This window comes from Shewanella sp. MBTL60-007, assembly GCF_019654915.1.
In the GTDB taxonomy this organism is placed as follows: Bacteria; Pseudomonadota; Gammaproteobacteria; order Enterobacterales; family Shewanellaceae; genus Shewanella.
On record NZ_BPET01000019.1, the window covers coordinates 12,936 to 31,884 of the forward strand.

General features: G+C 47.8%; 18 protein-coding genes. 11 read left to right on the forward strand and 7 right to left on the reverse strand.

Annotated features, from left to right (window positions below; all coding sequences use genetic code 11):
- Positions 1 to 49 precede the first annotated feature (49 nt).
- Both dsdA and dsdX read right to left on the reverse strand, forming a co-directional pair.
- Positions 50 to 1,372, reverse strand: a complete 1,323-nt coding sequence (gene dsdA, locus K5Q92_RS08735) for a D-serine ammonia-lyase (protein ID WP_220768621.1) — start codon at positions 1,370 to 1,372, stop codon at positions 50 to 52.
- 22 nt (positions 1,373 to 1,394) lie between these two features.
- Positions 1,395 to 2,732: a D-serine transporter DsdX gene (gene dsdX, locus K5Q92_RS08740; RefSeq protein ID WP_220768622.1), complete on the reverse strand. Its 1,338-nt coding sequence runs from the start codon at positions 2,730 to 2,732 to the stop codon at positions 1,395 to 1,397.
- 231 nt (positions 2,733 to 2,963) lie between these two features.
- Between dsdX and dsdC the strand changes: the two genes are divergently transcribed.
- The 3 genes from dsdC (at position 2,964) to K5Q92_RS08755 (ending at position 5,135) form a co-directional block, all read left to right on the forward strand.
- On the forward strand, positions 2,964 to 3,908 hold the full coding sequence (dsdC, locus tag K5Q92_RS08745) for a DNA-binding transcriptional regulator DsdC (protein WP_220768623.1): 945 nt from the start codon (positions 2,964 to 2,966) through the stop codon (positions 3,906 to 3,908).
- Positions 3,909 to 4,018: 110 nt separating this feature from the next.
- Positions 4,019 to 4,288: a hypothetical protein gene (locus K5Q92_RS08750; RefSeq protein ID WP_220768624.1), complete on the forward strand. Its 270-nt coding sequence runs from the start codon at positions 4,019 to 4,021 to the stop codon at positions 4,286 to 4,288.
- A 163-nt stretch (positions 4,289 to 4,451) separates the two neighbouring features.
- The gene (locus K5Q92_RS08755) at positions 4,452 to 5,135 is read left to right on the forward strand and encodes a leucine-rich repeat domain-containing protein (protein ID WP_259649530.1); all 684 of its coding nucleotides are present in this window, start codon (positions 4,452 to 4,454) and stop codon (positions 5,133 to 5,135) included.
- 100 nt (positions 5,136 to 5,235) lie between these two features.
- Here the strand turns inward: K5Q92_RS08755 and K5Q92_RS08760 are convergent, their stop codons facing one another.
- The 5 genes from K5Q92_RS08760 to glnE all read right to left on the reverse strand — a co-directional run bounded on the left by K5Q92_RS08760 (position 5,236) and on the right by glnE (position 11,596).
- The gene (locus K5Q92_RS08760) at positions 5,236 to 5,748 is read right to left on the reverse strand and encodes a DUF3592 domain-containing protein (protein WP_259649531.1); all 513 of its coding nucleotides are present in this window, start codon (positions 5,746 to 5,748) and stop codon (positions 5,236 to 5,238) included.
- 522 nt (positions 5,749 to 6,270) lie between these two features.
- On the reverse strand, positions 6,271 to 6,516 hold the full coding sequence (locus K5Q92_RS08765) for a hypothetical protein (RefSeq protein WP_220768625.1): 246 nt from the start codon (positions 6,514 to 6,516) through the stop codon (positions 6,271 to 6,273).
- Positions 6,517 to 7,154: 638 nt separating this feature from the next.
- Positions 7,155 to 7,577 carry a hypothetical protein gene (locus tag K5Q92_RS08770; RefSeq protein ID WP_220768626.1) on the reverse strand — a complete coding sequence of 141 codons (423 nt, stop codon included), beginning with the start codon at positions 7,575 to 7,577 and terminating at the stop codon, positions 7,155 to 7,157.
- A 153-nt stretch (positions 7,578 to 7,730) separates the two neighbouring features.
- Entirely contained in the window at positions 7,731 to 8,480 is a 750-nt protein-coding gene (locus K5Q92_RS08775; RefSeq protein WP_220768627.1) for a DUF4347 domain-containing protein, read from the reverse strand.
- Positions 8,481 to 8,740: 260 nt separating this feature from the next.
- Complete coding sequence (glnE, locus tag K5Q92_RS08780; protein WP_220768628.1) at positions 8,741 to 11,596, reverse strand: bifunctional [glutamate--ammonia ligase]-adenylyl-L-tyrosine phosphorylase/[glutamate--ammonia-ligase] adenylyltransferase; 2,856 nt, start codon at positions 11,594 to 11,596, stop codon at positions 8,741 to 8,743.
- Between the two features lie 349 nt (positions 11,597 to 11,945).
- On the opposite strand from glnE, the gene K5Q92_RS08785 reads away from it, so the two are divergent.
- The 8 genes from K5Q92_RS08785 (at position 11,946) to K5Q92_RS08820 (ending at position 18,881) form a co-directional block, all read left to right on the forward strand.
- Positions 11,946 to 12,905, forward strand: a complete 960-nt coding sequence (locus tag K5Q92_RS08785; protein WP_220768629.1) for a hypothetical protein — start codon at positions 11,946 to 11,948, stop codon at positions 12,903 to 12,905.
- A gap of 13 nt (positions 12,906 to 12,918) precedes the next feature.
- Positions 12,919 to 13,818, forward strand: a complete 900-nt coding sequence (locus K5Q92_RS08790) for a DUF350 domain-containing protein (RefSeq protein ID WP_220768630.1) — start codon at positions 12,919 to 12,921, stop codon at positions 13,816 to 13,818.
- A gap of 164 nt (positions 13,819 to 13,982) precedes the next feature.
- Positions 13,983 to 15,710 (forward strand): polyamine aminopropyltransferase, encoded by a 1,728-nt coding sequence (locus K5Q92_RS08795; RefSeq protein WP_220768631.1) that lies wholly within the window; start codon positions 13,983 to 13,985, stop codon positions 15,708 to 15,710.
- A gap of 91 nt (positions 15,711 to 15,801) precedes the next feature.
- Entirely contained in the window at positions 15,802 to 16,215 is a 414-nt protein-coding gene (locus tag K5Q92_RS08800; protein WP_220768632.1) for a YjfI family protein, read from the forward strand.
- 12 nt (positions 16,216 to 16,227) lie between these two features.
- Positions 16,228 to 16,917, forward strand: coding sequence for a PspA/IM30 family protein (locus K5Q92_RS08805; protein WP_220768633.1), 690 nt, complete (start codon positions 16,228 to 16,230; stop codon positions 16,915 to 16,917).
- A gap of 11 nt (positions 16,918 to 16,928) precedes the next feature.
- Positions 16,929 to 17,579, forward strand: a complete 651-nt coding sequence (locus K5Q92_RS08810; protein ID WP_220768634.1) for a hypothetical protein — start codon at positions 16,929 to 16,931, stop codon at positions 17,577 to 17,579.
- Positions 17,580 to 17,695: 116 nt separating this feature from the next.
- Positions 17,696 to 18,025 carry a hypothetical protein gene (locus tag K5Q92_RS08815; protein ID WP_220768635.1) on the forward strand — a complete coding sequence of 110 codons (330 nt, stop codon included), beginning with the start codon at positions 17,696 to 17,698 and terminating at the stop codon, positions 18,023 to 18,025.
- 58 nt (positions 18,026 to 18,083) lie between these two features.
- A complete protein-coding gene (locus K5Q92_RS08820; RefSeq protein WP_220768636.1) occupies positions 18,084 to 18,881 on the forward strand; it encodes an ion transporter in 798 nt (265 codons plus the stop codon).
- Positions 18,882 to 18,949 lie beyond the last annotated feature (68 nt).

Consider the following 18,949-nt stretch of genomic DNA (forward strand, 5'->3'; position numbering starts at 1 on the left):
CCTTTTTTGTTATTGCGCTTATCTAGTGCGATAAACTAGCGCTTATACATTAGTTAGCCGATTGCGCCAGATACTTGGCCATCTCTGTGGCTGGCACCATTCCGCCACCTGTCGCCCACACCACGTGCGTCGCGTTCGCCATCATATCGCTTGTCAGCCCCATACGTGCCTGATATTCGCTATCAGCGCTCACTCTCAGTGCGCCCGGCATACCTGCAAGCGCCGATGGCTCAAGCTCGATACCTTCGCTCTTAGCCAGTAGACCGAGTAGATCATACATGTGCTGATCGCTTAGTGTGTAGTAACCATCGAGCATACGCTCCATGGCGCGGCCGACAAAACCTGATGCGCGACCTACCGCTAAACCATCGGCTGCAGTCACGTTATCGATGCCTAAATCTTGCACCGCGATTTCGTCATGTAGACCCGTATGCACACCCAGTAACATACAAGGAGAATGTGTTGGCTCGGCAAAGAAACAGTGTACGTTATCACCAAAGGCTAGCTTAAGACCAAAAGCCACACCACCTGGGCCACCGCCCACACCACAAGGTAGGTAAACAAATAGCGGATGCTCACTATCCACCTTGATGTCAGCCGCATCAAACTGCGCCTTTAAGCGCTCGCCAGCCACCGAGTAACCTAAGAAGAGGGTGCGCGAGTTTTCATCATCGATAAAGAAGCAGTTAGCGTCAGACTCTGCCGCCTTACGGCCTTGCTCAACCGCAACGCCATAATCTTGCTCATATTCATGTACCGACACGCCGTGGCTACGTAGCTTGTCTTTCTTCCACTGGCGCGCATCGGCAGACATGTGCACGCTCACCTTGAAACCAAGCTTGGCACTCATGATGCCGATAGACATGCCTAAGTTACCGGTCGAGCCTACCGCAATACTGTAACCACTAAAGAAGTTACGCATCTCTTCAGTGAATAGCATTTGGTAGTCGTCAGACTCTTTGAGTTTACCCGCTGCAATCGCTAGCTTTTCGGCGTGGGTCAGTACTTCATAAATACCGCCGCGCGCCTTGATAGAGCCTGAGATCGGCAGGTGACTGTCTTTTTTCAGCATCAATTTACCGGCAATCTTTTGGCCGTACTTGGCTTCTAGCGCCTGCTTCATCTGAGGGATTTCAACCACTTCAGACTCGATAATACCGTTAGCCGCTGCCGTTTCAGGAAAAGCTAGTGCTAGATAAGGCGCAAAGCGCTGTAAACGTGCACTGGCATCGGCCACATCTGTGCTGTCTAAACCTACAAACGGCAGGGCTTCGACTAAGTTAGTCGCCTTAGTTTCAAACCAGCTAACTTCTTCTAGCTTGATAAGCTGAGTCAGCAAAGGGAAGTCGTTTATCAGTTGTTCAGTGTTCATGGTTTTAGTTCCCCTTTTAGGATTAAATAACATAAGACAGTGCGAAAGTCGCAGCCAATGCCACCAGCGAGGCGATAAAGGTTGCGGTGGTGTAATAGATAAATGTTTGTTTCATGGTGGCGCCTGTGTACTGCTTAACCAGCCAGAACAGTGAGTCGGTAACAATAGTGCAGCCAATTGCACCAGAGCCGATAGCCAAGGTCACGATAACTGGGTTTAAGTCTGGGTACAGCACCAACAGTGGTGACACAATCGCCGTTGCGCCCATCATAGCTACGGTGGCTGAGCCAACTGCAGCGTGCAAAATGATGGCAACTAGCCAAGCAAGCAGCACTGGATGCATATCAAGGTTAGCCAGAATTTGCGCCAAGCTGTCGCCCATGCCGCTGCCACTTAATACGCCGTTAAACGCGCCACCCGCACCGATGATCAGCAGGATGTTAGCGATTGAAGCGAAACAGTCTTCGGTTTTGGTTAGCAAGCTACCCATGGTCATCTTGTTGCGCAGACCTAGCAGGTAGTACGCCACAAAGGCTGCGATAAACATCGCGGTGATTGGGTTACCGATAAACTCAAGGGTTGTGTAAAGCGTGCTGCCCGGCTCCATGTACAGCTCGGCCACTGTTTTAACCAACATCAAAATAATTGGCAAAAGGATGGTGAACAAGGTGGTGCCAAGTGAAGGTAGCTCACTCTCTTGGCGAGTCGACACTTCGTTAAACTCAGCAGGTACGCTTAAGTGTGGCAGCTTGTCGCCAAACAGCTTAAGGAACAGTGGACCGCCAATTAACGAAGCCACTAGGCCTATTAGCAGACCCCAAATAATCACCGAGCCAACATCAGCCCCTAGTGCGTTAGTCACAAACAGCGCAGCTGGGTGTGGCGGCACGATGCAGTGTACGGCCATCAAAGCGGTACATAGCGGAATGGCGAGCTTTAGCAAAGAGGTATTGGTTTTACGTGCAATAGAAAATGCCAATGGAATAAGCAGAACTACACCCACTTCCACGAACAGGGTGATGCCACAGATAAGACCCACCAGCACCATGATCACATCAGGGCTTAAGTAGCGTGACTTTAACAGGGTGATGCCAATTCGCTCGGCTGCGCCTGAGATCTCCATCATCTTACCTAAGATGGTGCCAAGACCGATAACGATAGCCAAGAAACCGAGAGTACCACCAATACCAGACTCCATCGCCTTGATCATTTCAAGTGGTTCCATGCCCATCATGCCGCCCACAAAGAAGCTGGCTAACAAGAGCGCTAGAAAAGGATGCAACTTGAACTTAACGATGCTGATGACAATCAACAAGATACTGCTAAGCAGAGTACCGATAATCCACAGTTGTGATTCCATTGTATTTCTCTATTTAGTTAAAAGAAGTAAAAAGTGGCGCTATTAAAGCCAATCAATGAAATGCTGACAAAAGATATAAATTGCTGTTCGCTTGAGCCAGATTGTGGCAACAAGCGCTCAGGCGTCACAAAAGTGGGGGTTACATGATCTAAGCTTCAACTGTGTTGATGTAATCGGCGCTAAAAAGTGACTTAGGGTAAAATGCTCACATCAAAATTTGAGAAGTTAGTCATGTACTCCCAACAAGATGTGTTCAGCAGAAGTCGCCTACTCAGCAGCTATCAGCTGGCAAAACTGCATACCTTCGAAGTGGTGGCACGCCACCAATCCTTTTCCCTTGCCGCCGAGGAGCTTTGCGTTAGCCCCTCAGCCGTGAGTCATCGAATTACTGCACTGGAGAATGAGTTAGGCTTTAAGTTGTTTGCTCGCTTTCATCGCAGGATTGAGCTAACAGAAGATGGCAAGCGGCTGTTTTCAAAGTTGAAAGACAGCTTAAAAAGCTTGAATCAGGAAGTGTTTGAGATTAAAAACCAAGAGGTATCGGGTAAACTGACAGTTTACTCGCGCCCCTCTATTGCACAGTGTTGGCTGGTGCCCAAAATTGCCGATTTCAGCCGCCAGTATCCGGCCATTTCAATCAATATTTTGACCGGCAACGAAAATGTTAACTTCAACAGCTTTCATATCGATCTCGCCATCTACTACGACAATCACCCCCGCAGTAAACTGTTTTGCCAGCACTTGATGGACGAGACTATCATGCCTGTCTGCAGCCCTGAGTACGCCGCCGAGCATGATCTCATCGGTAAGCCGGAGCACTTGAGTCGCTGCACCTTACTGCACGATAACCAAGCCTGGGAATATGACTCAGATTGTGATGAGTGGAAGTATTGGGCCGATAAACAGGGCCTCAGCATTGATGATAACCGTTCTATCGGTTTTGACCGCTCAGACTTAGCCGTTATCGCCGCCATGAACCATGCAGGCATAGCCATGGGACGCGGACAATTAGTGAGTAAGCGCATTAATCGAGGCGAACTCATCGCCCCTTTTGCCGGCCAGCAGGTCGCATGCGAACAGACTTATTATGTGGCTTCACACGATAAGGACCTTAACCCTAAGGCTAAGCTGTTTGTGGATTGGTTAAAGCAACAAGCTAATTTGGCTTCCCAGTAATGCAGATACTCATGCTATTGCTTGCAAGGTTCTAAAATTTTGATAGCCAATCTATTGCTTGCATTAAGCTTGCGGCATAATGGCGCTAATTACATTACAGAGTCGTAAAAATGGATAATCAGCAAGACAGTTACATGACTGAAGAAACCTTAATTGAAACAGTCGAAAATCAAATCGCCGATGGTGAACCTAAAAAAGTCAAAGAGACCTTAATGCGTTTGGTGATGACAGGCACGCCTCGCGAGGAAGCGATTCAATGGATGGCTTGTGCGCTAGCGATAGAGGTGAGTGATGTGATGCTAAATAACGCCTCGTTTAACGAAAAGCGTTACAACCAGCATTTAGATGCATTACCAAATTTAGATTGGATGGAAGACTGATATTAACGACGCTAACACCCGCTTACCTCGGCTGTTTATTAGCGCGACAGTCGCCATCTTGCTTGGGCTTTCTATTACAGAAAGCTCAGCTCAACAAATAACTGAAGCAGCTGAAATAGCTGAAATAATTGGGCCTACAGCACAAACAAAGGGAGAATTGATCGTGAGCCAGCCGCATATACTCACATTAAAAGATGTATCTTTCGATAAAGAGCAAGGCAGCATTGATGCCTATAAGGGCAACCATCAGCACATTATCATCCCCGACAATTTTGCTGGCATTGCTGTTACAGAGATCTCTGATTACGCCTTTTCAGAAGTAGAAGACATTGACGAAGATGCGACGCCAAAAAATCAGCTTATCAGCATGGTTATTCCTGACACAATCACCCATATTGGCGAAGGCGCGTTTCAGCGTAATGCCTTAACTGAAATTGTCATCCCAAGCTCTGTTACTCGCATTGGTTACTACGCATTTGCAGAAAATGCTCTCACCCAAGTGGATATCTCAGATTCAGTGGTTGAAATTGTCGAAGGTGCATTTCGTGATAACGCTATTGAGCAGCTCACTCTCGGTAAGTCGGTGTCGATTATTGAAGACTATGCCTTCGCTAACAACGCCATTAACAAGTTAAACCTGCCAAGCTCATTGAGCGAGATTGGCAATGAAGCCTTTGCTAACAATGCCATCACTCAGGTGTTAATTAGTAAAAACATCACCTATATCGGCTATGACGCTTTTGTTGGCAACCCACTAATTGGTCGACCAATAAGGCACTTTGGTGAGAAAAAGCCTCCAAGAGAGCTGACAGATGAAGAGTGGCTCGAAGCGCTTGGTGATTTATAAATTTAAGTCGCCCTCAAACTTTTTTGGAGGAGCAGGTAATCAAGCTGCACTTGATAAAGATCGTGGCATAGCCCCAACCACTCTATAAAGGGAGCAGGGCTTACACATTGCGCACGATAAAGCTGTCAGCGGCTGAGGTCATCTGCAGGTACATCACGTAACAGACGGGAATTAACACCAAAGAGAACACCACCAACATCACAATCATAAACAGATGCATTGTTGGCTTGATGACAGCAGTATCGGGGTTACTGGGCTTGTAGTGCACTAAAATCTTCTTGTCACTAGGAAACTCTGCCACCAAGGCTTCGGCCTCCTCTATAGAGTAACCGGGGATGGCACCTGTGATGTCTGTCTTATTGCTCTTGTGGTAAATTTTACCGTCAACAGCATAGAAATACTCGATAGCAACCTCGTAATGAGAATCGGCGCTGCTTCTTTCATGGTAGCGTTCAATGATCCAGCTATTCACCACCATCCCTTTAGCCGTCGGCCAATTAAAAGATGCATGAAACTGATGCACAACATAGGTTGCCAGACCCACAGCAAAAGAGAACATGATAAACATAAACCACATTAAATTTGAAACTTGCGACAGCTTAAACCGCTTCACTATTATTCCTCTTGTTATCCTCATAATTAGCCATCAAAGCTCGATAGCCTTTCATTAGCCTAATCAATGGCCAGAAAGTGACAATGCTCAGCAATAGTGCCCCTGAAAGCCTAAAAGTTTCCTTTAATCTCATTTGACCAAGGCAATGCAATCAAGCTCTGCTTGATAAAGGTCGTGAGCTTCCAGCTCACACACGGCCAAGAGGGGATCAACAGCAATCCCCTCTTGGATCACCCTGCCGCCCCAGACGAAGTTGTTGATCCTCAGTCATTTTCGAAAATCGCTATCGCCTCAGAATCGCCATCCATGGCTCTACTAAGGCTACCTCGTCATCCATGACTCGCTCACGCGATTTGTCTTCAATAACCTCGGCAACTCCGATGGGGATTAGGTGTTTTCTGTGAGTCCATTGGAAAATGTAATTTAATCATTTGCCATCTATTCGCCAGCATCTTTCAAAGTCGCCAACTATGATTTCCACATTGATTTACAACAGAAAAATCATCATTCAACGGTTACCCTCTAACTGATTACAGCCTTTATGCCCCAACCTAATCCAAACAGCACAGACATAAAAATGCCTTGGATAGGAAGAGAGGAGAAAAGTACCTTCCAATAAATCCCCCTAGACTTTGCCATATCAGCCTTCCCAACAGGGAAATGCAAACCAATAAAAGCTGCGGCTATAGAAGCAGGGATAAGCAGCCAAAAGGTAACTTGCATGTAACCACAAACAATAACCGCAATAATTAGAAATGTTCCAAGCATACAACCTATCCTTCACTATTCGATAAATTTACTCTGACCCGATAATTACGATAATTAAAAGTTGTTCCTCATAGAACTTTTATTAACTCTTCGTAAACTTCCATATCCACCTTAAGCTGCTAAGAATTTAATATGAGACATGCGCACCGCATGGATGCTGCCCTAAACAATTTCACAGCATTATTTATCAAAAAAACCATTAATAACAATAAATTACAAAGCCACACAAAAGCTCACAGGAAACACCAATCCCCCATCGGAGTTGCCGAAGTACGTTGAAGAAATAGTCGTGATGCCGACATGGATGTCGGCGTAGCTTTCGCGGGGCAGGATGCCCCATCGGAAGCGTTAGACTATTTCGAATAAGTACGAGGGAGACAACTTCGTCTGGGGCGTCATGGTGGATGCAAGGAGGATAAGGACGAGCAGTCCTCCTTGCCCGGGTGTGGGATGGAATCCCACGACTTTGGTCAGGCGCAGCCTGATGCATTACCAATGTGGGACGAAGCGCCACGACTTTTATCAAACGAAATTTGATTGACTCTTATGTGGGATGAAATCCCACGACTTTAATAGTTAGACGGAGTCTAACTTAAAGGTCAGGCAGAGCCTGATAAAAAACAGTTTTTAGACAAAGTCTAAATAAACATGGCTATCATGCCACCCACAGTGGCTGCGGCCTTAACATATTGGCCTGCCGAATATGACGGGTCACCGTTCTCATCGATCTCTTCAGGATGATCGAGCCCCAGCGCACCAAAGACAAAGGATTCAAGCCCCCCCTCTTCTTCCGGCGCGGCATCGGCCTTAGGTGTAGAGCTATCTGCTTTAGGTAAAGAGCCTTCGTCTTTAACAGCCTGCTGCTCATCGGCCAACTTTTGCTGGGCTCCCGCAGAAATCGCCACATTGGTACTGGCGCCCACATTAGGTAAAGGCGCCACTGAAGTCGCTGCTAGGGTAGCTGTTTTATTAGCCACAGGTGTATTAGTGACCGAAGCCGTAATTGCGCTCCCGACTGCACTCCCTACTGCACTTGCTATAGCACCATTAACAGAAGTCATCAAACATTCCTCTAATTAATCCCTTTTACAACAGTGGGATATACTCGTGCAGATAGTAAGCAGGAAACCATTAACCTCAAAGTAAATTTTGTCGAAAGTTTGATACAAAACGTATCATAGCTTACCCCTTAGCTTATCCCTTAGCAGCTCCTCTTAAAAACTAAAGCGAGTACGCTTGACCCAGTGCGGATCTTCTTGAGCCCCTTTAATATGGACAATATCGACATTGAGCCGGGTTAGATTTGCCAACACTCCGATAAACTCTTGACCATAATGGCTAGTGATGAGATTTGTCGTGTAGAGAGTCAGCTCGCTATTATCGCTAAATTGCTCTCCAAAAAGGCTTAGGCTGGACTGATGTTCAAGCAGATAGTTTTTATCTACCCAGCGGCCGCCTAGGTAGATTGCCGAGCTTGAGGCTTTAGCGACTATGGTCACATTAGAATAGAGCGGCTCATCATATAGCGCCCGATTTATCTGCTCAAACGGTTCAGCATCCTCCTCAAGAATAAGCAGATGCAACTCGCCTCTCACGCCTGAGAGGATCCGCTCAATCTGCTCGAGCCTGCGATCGACAATGATTAGATTGATGCTTTGCTCCGCATCGACAAAGGCACTATTTATCTTGGTTGGCACAAGACTCTTTGGTCCTGCCATAACGCTATTAATCAATAGCAATAGGCACAGAAGCAGTAACCAGTAAAAGGGAAACTCATGGGTTCGTCTATGCTTGCGCTTTTTTTTGCTGCCACCTCTCGTTAAAGGCCATCGACTACCTAGGTATTGAGTGAAAAAGTACCGAGTAAAAATCTTGCAGATAAAAAACTGCCCCTTACAGATCTTCATCTCGGTAAGACTATCGTTAAAAGTGCTGTAATGGCTTGCCTGTTTGAGAGCGTTCATCGTGAGCTCCTTAAAAAAGAGAACACACTCACTACTGCATATAACAAACCAAATTATCTTTACCCTTTAACCTCAAAATGTTAGCGAACTCGTTGCCGCCTTTGTTAAGCGTTACTCACCAGCGCTCTTATTGTGCAATGCATTTTGCTTGCGCTTTGGCGGCAACATGATAAACGCAAAAAGCCTCTCATCTCCGTCACATTAATAGTGGAGATGAGAGGCTTTCTTCACCGAGAAAATCACGGGGGTTACAGAGGTGATTATTCGCCTAAGATCTGTTTATAGATAGCTTCTACCCGCTCACTATGGGACTTAACGGCATCAATCGGCAACACAGGCTTCTTCTGCTGCAGTACCAATCTATGGCTTTCGTCACGCAGGTGACAATAGGCCTGAGTTAGTAGCTGTGCAGTCTCAAAGGGGAGCAGTTCTAGCTCGGCCAGCTCGGCAAAGATCCTCACATTATCAGACCAGAACGACAGTGACTTGTGATCGCAGGCGTGAGCCAATACTAGGTACTGAGCGATAAACTCGATATCGGCGATACCGCCGCTGCTCTGCTTAAGATCGAACATTCCCTCATCGACCTTTAATAGATGATCGCGCATCTTAAGCCGCATCTCTCTGACATCTTTGGCCAGCGCCTCGTTATCTCGTCGTGTCTCTAGCACTTCGGCTCTGATCTCATTGAATCGACTGCAAAGGGAAACGTCACCAAACATAAAGCGCGCTCTCACCAAGGCTTGATGCTCCCAGGTCCAAGCATCACTGCGCTGATACTCGCCGAAGTGTTCGATTTCGCTCACCAATAACCCGGATGCACCCGAGGGCCTTAGGCGCATATCCACCTCATAGAGTTCACCAGAGTTAGTACGGGTCGAGAACAGGTGTAACACCCGCTGGGCAAGCTTTAAGTAGAAGTGACCGATATCGATCGCTCTGTCGCCATTGGTCTGCCCGGCTTGACTGCCATTATGGAGAAAGACCAGATCTAAGTCTGATCCGTAGCCGAGTTCGATGCCTCCGGCCTTGCCATAACCCACGACGGCAAACCCCATTTCATTGTCTTTAAGATTTCCAGGCACCCCATGGCGAGCACTCACCTGAGCCCATGCCTGATGCACTACCTGCTCGATAATCGCTTCGGCTAGGAAGGTTAAGTGATCACTCACCTCCATCACTGGCAATACTCCCGTCACGTCTGCTGCGGCAATCTTTAACTGCTGTGATAACTTAAACTGGCGCAGCGCCTCCATCTGCTGCTCCATATCATCCTCAGGCACTCTAAGCAGGTACTGGCGTAACTCACTGCCGTAATCATCGAGGGATGTGGTGTCATAGAGCTGCGCCGGATCGATAAGCTCATCGAGCAACATGGGGAACTTAGCTAACTGCTCGGCAATCCATGGACTGGCAAGACAAAGGCTCACAAGCTGCTGCCGTGCGCCGGGATTTTCACATAAGAGTTCAAGGTAGGTGGTGCGCGTCAGGATCTGATCTAGCACTTTTGAAACTTGCTCAAATGCTTTAGATGGATGCGGAATATTGGTGAGTTCACATAAGAGCTTAGGCATCAGCTTGTCTAAGGTCTCACGCCCTCTAGGGCCAATAGTGCGGCGTACCACGGTGTCGTGCCAGCTGTTCAGTAGAGGCCACAGCTCCACGTCATCTATGCCCTGCTCCTCTAATATAGCTAAGGCGTGATCATCTTCATAGGCATTCCATAACTGCTGTGTCCAGGTCTCGCTATGATCATCAAGGTTATTGCCGCCAACGGTATCGTTAAAATGACGATGGATCCGCCTCATCGCGGCCTCGATCTGCTCGCGTAGATCCATCTCTGTGTCGGCTCCAAGGGCATAACATAATCGCTGCCAGTTCAGTTCACTGCTCGGCAGGGTCTGTGTCTGCTCATCATTGATGGCCTGCAGTAAATTCTCGACTCGGCGCAACAAGATATAGCTTTTTTCAAGCTCATCGACGGCCAAGTATTCCAGCTGACCTAGCTGATACAGGGTATTGATGGCACCAAACAAGCTCTGCTGGCGTAATGCGGGCTCACGGCCGCCACGGATAAGCTGAAAGCTCTGCACCACAAACTCAACCTCACGGATACCGCCTGCGCCGAGCTTAATATTGTTAGTAAGCTTTCTGCGGCGCACCTCTTGGGTGATCAAGCCCTTCATCTTTCGCAGTGACTCGATGGCCGAAAAGTCTAAGTAACGGCGGTACACAAAGGGGCGTAATAAGTCATGTAGTTCGTCGGAGTCCGATGTCCAAGGCCCGAGCGCCCGAGCTTTGACCATGGCGTAGCGCTCCCAATCACGTCCTTGCTCTTGGTAATAATCTTCTAGCCCGCTAAAGCTCACCACCAATGGCCCACTCTCGCCGTACGGGCGCAGGCGCATATCGACGCGGTAGACAAATCCATCCACCGTAACTTGATTCAAGAGGTTTACTAGACGCTGGCCCATACGAATAAAGAACTGCTGATTCTCTATGGCGCGGCGTCCGCCAATGGTTTCACCATGCTCGGGGAAGGTAAAAATAAGGTCGATATCTGAGGAGAAGTTCAGCTCACGGCCACCCAGTTTGCCCATGCCCAAGATCAATAATTTCTGCGGCTTACCTTGCCTATCGCTTGGGGTACCCTGTGAGGCGCACATCTCGCGATACAACCAGTCGCGAGCGGCAATCACCAGCGCTTCTGCCAGCGCCGATAGGTCTAATAGGGATTCTTGCAGTTCACTGTAATCACAGAAATCACGCCAAGCAATACGCACCATCTGACGATTACGGTACTGACGTAAAATACGTTTTACCTGCTCTTCATCGGTAATATCGGCTAACAGCTTACTCAGTTCGCCGTCGAAGGCTTGGCGCTGAATGTTATCCAGTTCATGCTCAAATAATGCGGGGATCCACTCAGGATTGCGCCATAGTTGCGTGCCGATAAAGTCACTTAACGCAAAGATAGTTTTTAGCTCTTGTTGCTGCGCCTGGGTCAAGGATGAAACTAAGTGCGCGGAGTGGTCATTCAACCTTTGCCAATACTGTTCTGCACTCGCAGCCATTTGAGTGGAAACAAGCTTATTACCCATTGAAGCCGTGTGCATAATAATCCCTAACAAATTTGTATATCGACATATTATGTCGTTGATGATATAGATAGAGCGTGAATAATTGTGAGCAACTTTTACTAATAATGTTGGCCAATTGAGGCTTTTTTCTCTAACTGCGCCATGAAAACAGGAACGGTAGTATTTTTGTGCTCTAATAAGCAATACTATACTCAAGCAGTGGCAATTGCAGTAAGGCAAATAATTTCTCTTGCGAATTCAATGTTTCAGCAAGTGAAAAGGACTTAATTAACTAAGGCTCATCGGTCTTTTAGGTCTGTGTAGCCCTGCATTAAGTGATATGAATTTGGCCACTTTAAGCACAATAACCCAATTTGGAGAAACTATGGCAGGAATGCTAATCCGCGTTCTCACCGTCTTAATGGTTTTCGCCCTCGCAGGATGCGGCGATGATAGACCCGCTCAAGTTGCTAAGTATCAGCAGCTAACACAGCAGCGTCTGGACACCCTTAGCACTATGCTAAGTGACGGTCAGATCCGTAATGCGAATTTGCTTAAGCAATACGTTCAAGTATTGGAAAAGCAAAAGCCCGATTTAAGCCCCTTGCTAAACGAGCTCGCCACCGATGCAACTAATCGTGGCCCTATGTTTACCTCGCTCACACGGCGCTTAACCGAGTCGCAAAACCCTGCAAACTTTGTCGATATCGATCAGCAACTTGCCGAAGTAGAGAACCTCTATCAAGCGGCAGATCCTAGCCTATTTAACGATATGCTGTCCGACCCCCTGAACGTGGTCGCCGATATGTCTGACGGTGCATTGGCACGAGTTAACTCTATTAGCCGTGAAGCGGCGGCACTCGCCAATGGTGCAGAAGATTTTGGTGCTGGCAGTCAATTAGTGGGTAACCCAGCTTATGGTAGTTGGCAGACGGGCTCAAACGGCATGTCGTTTTGGGCGTGGTATGGCATGTACTCTATGTTCTCCAACCTGACCCGCGGTCCAATCGGTTATGATCGCTGGTCTAGTCGCCGTAACTACAGTTACTACAACGATGTTGGCCGTTACCGCTACACCTCGCCAAAACAGGCCAGAGCACAGACTCAAACCTATGAGCGCACTAAGAAACAATTTAACTCTCAAGGTCGCAAGTTTGATAGCCCTTACGCCAAGTCGCGTACTGGCTCAACCAGCCTTTCGAGACAGAGTAGCAGCACGCCAAAAGCCAGTTCAACAGGACGCACCACGAGCAGCAAGAGCAAGTTCCGCTCTAACTACTCTAAGGACAGCAGCTTCCGTAATTCCAGCAGTCGTACCACTCGCGGTGTTCGCCGAGGCAAATAATTAAGGAACTCTTATGACATTTTTACAAAACCACGGCCTCACCCCAGAGCTGATGATCATCCTATTCATAGACATCACGATTGCCGTGCTGTTACTGGCCTTGATGCGCTACCTACAGGGGTGGACGGTAAAGGTAAACAGCCGCCATGAGCTAGCGGAAAACGACAACTTTGCCTTCGGTATTAGTACTGCGGGTGCTGTGATGGCTTTAGGGATCGTGCTAACCGGTGCCATTACTGGTGAAGCCGCCGAGTCTTACTTAGTTGAAGCCATCGGCATGACCGCTTATGGTCTGTTTGGCCTAGTGCTGATTAAGCTCGGCCGTTTTCTGCACGATAAAATTGCTCTCAATGATATCGATAAGAATGCCTTAATCGTGAAGGGCAACCTCTCGGTCGCCATTGTCGATGCCACCGTAGCCATCGCCACAGCGATTATCATCCGCTCGGTACTGCTATGGGCAGAAGATCTAACGGTTTATACCTTTATCGCCATCTTTAGTGCCTTTGCTATTTCTCAGCTGATGCTAGTGCTGCTCACCCGCGCACGCGAGAACCGTTATGCTAAACGCAACCAAGGCGCATCGATGCAAGAGGCCTTTGCTCAAGGACATGTGGCACTGGCGATTCGCCATAGCGGCTATATGCTTGCCATGGCCTTTAGTTTTAACGCAGCCAGTCACTTCATTATTTTCGACCCACATGCCTATGTGGCGAACCTGCTCGGCTGGCTGATCTTCTCTGTGGTGATGCTGCTTTCTTTGATGCTGCTTATCAAGCTCGTGAAGAAGCTGGTACTGGCCAAGATAAACCTATGTGAAGAAGTTGAGAAGCAACACAATATCGGCCTTGCCGCTGTTGAGATGGCGATCAGCGTCTCGATTGCCATTATTCTCGCCGCCTTGATGGCCTAAAGTGACAAAGTAAGGGAGCGCTCGCTGCGCTCCCTTTTCGATTGTCCTGCTTAGTAATTGGCGATTAACAGGATTTTGAATAGCAGCTATATCGAATAGCAAGGCCTTGAATCGAAACGATCACGACTAAGAATTATCTATTAAAAATAAGCTACCGACACCCAATGCAAACCAACTCAAGCAGCGCTACCACTTCAACCCATAATAAAACCATCGAATCGGGCAAACTCGGCTGGTTCGATGACGCCTTACTACTCGGCATCATGGCCGTTCTCGCTGGCTGCGGCCTAATCTACGAGTATCTACTATCTCATTATGCTGGGCGTATTCTTGGTGCGTTAGAAGCCGCCATCTACACCATGATAGGTTTGATGATCGTCTCCATGGGCCTAGGCGCCTTTGCCGCCCGTAAAATTCGCTGCGCCTTCACTGGCTTTGCTGTGTTAGAACTCTGCGTCGCTCTGTGTGGATCCTTGGCGATCTTAATCACCGCTGCGGTGATTGGCTTTGGGCAGCAGTTACCCCTTGTTATCGCCAATACCTTAGGCCTCCCCGCCGATCAGCTGCCCGACGGTGGCTTTATTGGTACGCTGCAAAAACTGGCCGAATACTTACCTTATGTCTGGGGCGTATTGCTCGGCCTGATGATAGGCATGGAAATTCCACTTATCGCGCGAGTGCGTCAAGCGCTGTCAGAGGCGCACCTAATGCACAACGCTGGTACCATCTATGGCGCAGACTATGTTGGTGCAGGTATTGGCGCCGCGATCTGGGTTGGCTTTATGTTGGCTATCGATATTCAGCTGGCTGCGGCGCTCACGGCGAGCTTTAATCTACTCGCAGGTTTTCTGTTTATCTGGCGCTTCTGGCATCAAATACGCCATGTAAAACTGCTGTTGGTAGGCCACTTCATCGCCACCGGGATCTTAGTCATGCTGGCCCTACATGGTCCTCAATGGGAGCAGAGCTTTAACAACCTACTCTATAAAGACAAGGTGGTTTACGCCAAGGCGACCCGTTTTCAGCAGCTGACATTTACCGAGCGCTTAAGAGGCAACGGCTTAGGCCCAGTGCACTCCCTCTATATCAATGGTAGGCTGCAGTTCTCTAGTAGCGACGAGCATATCTATCACTCCTTTCTAGTGCACCCAACCATGGCGGCGAGCGCGCGTCACGACAAGGTGTTGATCATTGGCGGCGGTGATGGCTTAGGTCTGACCCAAGTGCTGCAATGGCAGCCTGAGCAGGTGACTCTAATGGATCTAGACAGCGAGTTGGTCAAGCTGTTTAAGCAACCATCGAGCGATATGCCTGAGCATCTGAGTAAGGCGCTGTTGGCACTCAACCAAGATGCCCTTAACGATCCCCGAGTCAGAATTATGTATGACGATGCCTTTAACGGTGTCGATAAACTGTTGGCTAAGGAGGAAAAGTTCGATGCGATTATTGTCGATCTGCCGGACCCTAGTCACCCAGATCTTAATAAGCTCTATTCCGATGCCTTCTATTTAAAGCTTAAGGAACTAATGAGCAATGACGCTGCCTTAACAGTACAGTCGACGTCACCTTATCACGCCCCCAACGCCTTTATTTCAGTGGGCAAGACCTTAGAGCTTGCTGGCTTTAATGTCGACCAGTACCACCATAATGTGCCCAGTTTTGGTGAATGGGGCTGGAGCATCGCCACCTTAGGTGGAAAAAGTGCCCGAGCTAGGCTACAAAGTGTGCAGCAACTGCCCGTTGATGACCCTTGGCTAACCTCAGGTCTGATCCATGCAGCTTTCGAGTTTCCAGGAAACTTTTATCAAGATAAGGCAGAGATTAAGCCCAACGTTTTAGGTTCAAGCCAGTTGTATCAATACCATCAGCAGGCTTGGTTAGAAAATCAGTAGAGTTTATTTTTGAATCGTAAAGATAGCGCTTGACATATTATGTCTCGGTGTTATCTTTAATCACAGACATAATATGTCAATAAGGACAAATATGAATATCCACACAATTGCCAACCACCTAAATGAACTTGGCGACAACAGCCATACTGGCTTTCAATTTGATTGTTATCCAATTAATGGTGACGTGGAAGTCTTACAAGTTAACGTAGTTGGTCGTGAAGAGATCCCGGTATTCGTATCGGTCACGGACAACCAGATCCTTTGCATCAGCTATTTATGGGGCGAGGATGAAGTAAATCAACAACGACGTGCTGAGATGTTTGAGACCATGTTAGAACTCAACATTCCAATGCCACTGTCATCGTTTGCCAAGATTGACGATAAGTACGTGGTTTACGGTGCGCTATCAGTGCATTCAAGCATGCAAGAGATCGAGCAGGAGCTATCTGTTCTTTCTGATAATTGTCTCGAAGTCATCGACGAACTCGTCGATTACCTGAATTAAAGGAGCCACACCATGGGCATTCTAAACAAAATTCTTACAGCCTTCCGTGGCGGTGCCACTGAAGTAGGCCAAAGCATCGTAGATGCAAACTCTACTCGTATCTTCGAACAAGAAATTCGTGATGCAGAGAAGCACCTCACTAAGGCTAAGCGCGACCTAACCGAAGTGATGGCGAAAGAGATGCAAGCGAGCCGTGAAGTCGATCGCCTAAAGCGCTCTGTAGCTGAGCACGAAGGTTATGTGACTCAAGCCCTTGAAAAAGGTAACGAGCCTCTAGCACTTGAAGTTGCAGAAAAGATTGCACAGCTTGATCAAGAACTGGCCGATCAGCAAGCTGCAAACGACAGCTTTAGCGCCCATGCGACTCGCCTAAAAGAGCTTGTGCGCAAGACTGAGCGTCAAGTTGCCGATTACCAACGTCAGCTGACTATGGTTAAGACTACCGAAAGCGTGCAAAAAGCCACAGCGACGATTACCGATTCGTTTGCGGGCAGCAACTCAAAGCTGCTTAACGCTAAGGATTCACTAGAACGAATCAAGGCACGTCAGCAATCATTTGATGATCGCCTCAAGGCTTCTGAAACGCTGGCGGAAGAGAACAGCGATAAGGCATTACATGACAAGCTAGCCGCGGCAGGTATTGGCGAGCAGAAGTCTAACGCTAACGCCGTACTGGATCGCATTAAAGCGCGTAAGGGCTAAAGGAGACTGGCGTGGGATTTCTAAACCGCCTATTTGGCAAGAAAGAGGAACCTAAACGTCAACTCGACCACCCGTCAAAACTCAACAAGGGAGATATGATCTCCCTTGATGACAGTTTTGCGCTGCCCCCACAACTTCGTGGTCAGCAGCTGCGAGTTGAAGCGGTGAACACTTATGAGTATCAGCGTAAACAACAGACCGAGTGGGTGCTAAAAGGTCACAGTGGCGATGCCATCTTCCTCGGCCTTGATGAGGATGACGAAACCTATCTGGCCCTTTCGATTAAGATAAGTCGTGGTCAGGTTGAGCAGTTCTTCGATCTCGATCAGTTCAGTGAGATTTTCGAAGAAGAAGGTAAAGCCGAGTTAACGACGCTACCGTTAGCCGCAGACTTAAATGATTATGAGCAGTGGTTATCACCTCACTATCATCAAGTCACATCTGGTAACTTTGGCTATTTCCACCGCCAAGATTACCGTGGTCTTAGACCACCGCAAGACACCGATGGCGCAACCGGTGAGCCATTTGAGTCCTATCAGCTACTTGACGATAACGAAGACAAGGCTGTCGATGTCGAGGTCTATGAAAGCGGCGATACAGATGTAATGCTCACCCTCTATCGACCTCTATCAGATATCAGAGAATATTGGCCGGGCCAATAAACCATTGGTTCTAGATGCAGATCTAGAACCATTTCTGTTTCAACTCCGATGAATGATAGCATGGAAGCGTTTCCGTACCTTGTTAATACGGATCAGTAAATTTAGGTATAGTCCCCATGACCAAACAAAAAAATCCCTTACCCGCGCAGTGGCAACAAAACCAAAAAGCGGCCAAAGCGACTCAAATCGCCTTCGATCTGGATGAGAAATTCCAATATGCCATCCGCAAGGCTGCACTCGATGCTGGCGTGAGTCCATCGGATCAGATTAGGGAAATTCTCGGGTTAAGCGTGACAAAACGCCCTAAACGCCCGCGCCTTACCGTATCATTGAGTCCGAGTGATTATGAGATTTTGGCAAAGAAGTACAATCTATCAGCAGATCAACAACTTGAAATTAAAAAGCATGTGTTAGATGATTTAGTACAATTTAGTGCCGACAAATAAGCACAAAACATGGTGCCAGATGAACACGGACTGGCACCAATCAAGACGGATCTAAGCCATGGCAACAAAAAAGCGCTGGCTACTTCAGCCTGAAACGCCCCCCACTCCCGGTCAGCTAGCGATGATGCTGCTATCGCTACTATCAGTGATAGTGGTACTGGTACTGACGTTCGGTCGCGTCGATGGCGAAACGAAGCGACTATTGTTTATGATAGATTTCAGTATCTGTCTTATCTTCATGTCTAACTTCTTTTTCGAACTCTTTAAAGCCAGTGATAAAGTCGATTACTTAAAGAGTCACTGGATAGATTTTATCGCTAGCATCCCCGCTATTGAAGCCCTACGTATGGCGCGTCTGTTCCAAATTTTGCGAGTGATCCGACTCATTCGTATGACCCGCTCGCTGATAGTTCCCATGGTCAAGCAGCGCAGACAGGCAACGGTTGCTAGCCTGCTAGTCGCGCTAGTCATTATTTTAACCCTGTCGTCTGTATTGGTACTGATAGTGGAAAGCGGTGTAGAAGGGGCCAATATCGATACCGCCGAGAGTGCGATTTGGTGGGCCTTAGTCACCATATCGACCGTAGGTTATGGCGATTACTACCCAGTCACAACAGCGGGCCATATCATAGGTGGCGTCGTCATTGTCTGTGGCGTGAGCTTTTTCGGTGTGATTTCAGGCTATATGGCATCGGTATTCGTCTCGCCAGACGAAGCAGAAAAACTTGATAGCCATGCCGAAGAGATCCGCTCCGAGCTCAATACCAGTTTACGAAGGATGGAAGATAATCAGCAAAAACTGCTAGCGGAAATTGACGAGCTTAAGCAAGCCATACAAGACAAAAAGACTGAGTAACCTATCCACTCGACCAACAAAAAGCCCACACTTTAATTACCAATGCAAAAAAGTGTGGGCTTTTCTAT

What these genes read in the sequence shown, in the direction of transcription:
- dsdA (WP_220768621.1), bottom strand. Translation starts at nt 1,372, where the DNA reads ATGAACACTGAACAACTGATAAACGACTTCCCTTTGCTGACTCAGCTT.
- dsdX (WP_220768622.1), bottom strand. Translation starts at nt 2,732, where the DNA reads ATGGAATCACAACTGTGGATTATCGGTACTCTGCTTAGCAGTATCTTG.
- dsdC (WP_220768623.1), top strand. Translation starts at nt 2,964, where the DNA reads ATGTACTCCCAACAAGATGTGTTCAGCAGAAGTCGCCTACTCAGCAGC.
- K5Q92_RS08750 (WP_220768624.1), top strand. Translation starts at nt 4,019, where the DNA reads ATGGATAATCAGCAAGACAGTTACATGACTGAAGAAACCTTAATTGAA.
- K5Q92_RS08765 (WP_220768625.1), bottom strand. Translation starts at nt 6,516, where the DNA reads ATGCTTGGAACATTTCTAATTATTGCGGTTATTGTTTGTGGTTACATG.
- K5Q92_RS08770 (WP_220768626.1), bottom strand. Translation starts at nt 7,577, where the DNA reads ATGACTTCTGTTAATGGTGCTATAGCAAGTGCAGTAGGGAGTGCAGTC.
- K5Q92_RS08775 (WP_220768627.1), bottom strand. Translation starts at nt 8,480, where the DNA reads ATGAACGCTCTCAAACAGGCAAGCCATTACAGCACTTTTAACGATAGT.
- glnE (WP_220768628.1), bottom strand. Translation starts at nt 11,596, where the DNA reads ATGCACACGGCTTCAATGGGTAATAAGCTTGTTTCCACTCAAATGGCT.
- K5Q92_RS08785 (WP_220768629.1), top strand. Translation starts at nt 11,946, where the DNA reads ATGGCAGGAATGCTAATCCGCGTTCTCACCGTCTTAATGGTTTTCGCC.
- K5Q92_RS08790 (WP_220768630.1), top strand. Translation starts at nt 12,919, where the DNA reads ATGACATTTTTACAAAACCACGGCCTCACCCCAGAGCTGATGATCATC.
- K5Q92_RS08795 (WP_220768631.1), top strand. Translation starts at nt 13,983, where the DNA reads ATGCAAACCAACTCAAGCAGCGCTACCACTTCAACCCATAATAAAACC.
- K5Q92_RS08800 (WP_220768632.1), top strand. Translation starts at nt 15,802, where the DNA reads ATGAATATCCACACAATTGCCAACCACCTAAATGAACTTGGCGACAAC.
- K5Q92_RS08805 (WP_220768633.1), top strand. Translation starts at nt 16,228, where the DNA reads ATGGGCATTCTAAACAAAATTCTTACAGCCTTCCGTGGCGGTGCCACT.
- K5Q92_RS08815 (WP_220768635.1), top strand. Translation starts at nt 17,696, where the DNA reads ATGACCAAACAAAAAAATCCCTTACCCGCGCAGTGGCAACAAAACCAA.
- K5Q92_RS08820 (WP_220768636.1), top strand. Translation starts at nt 18,084, where the DNA reads ATGGCAACAAAAAAGCGCTGGCTACTTCAGCCTGAAACGCCCCCCACT.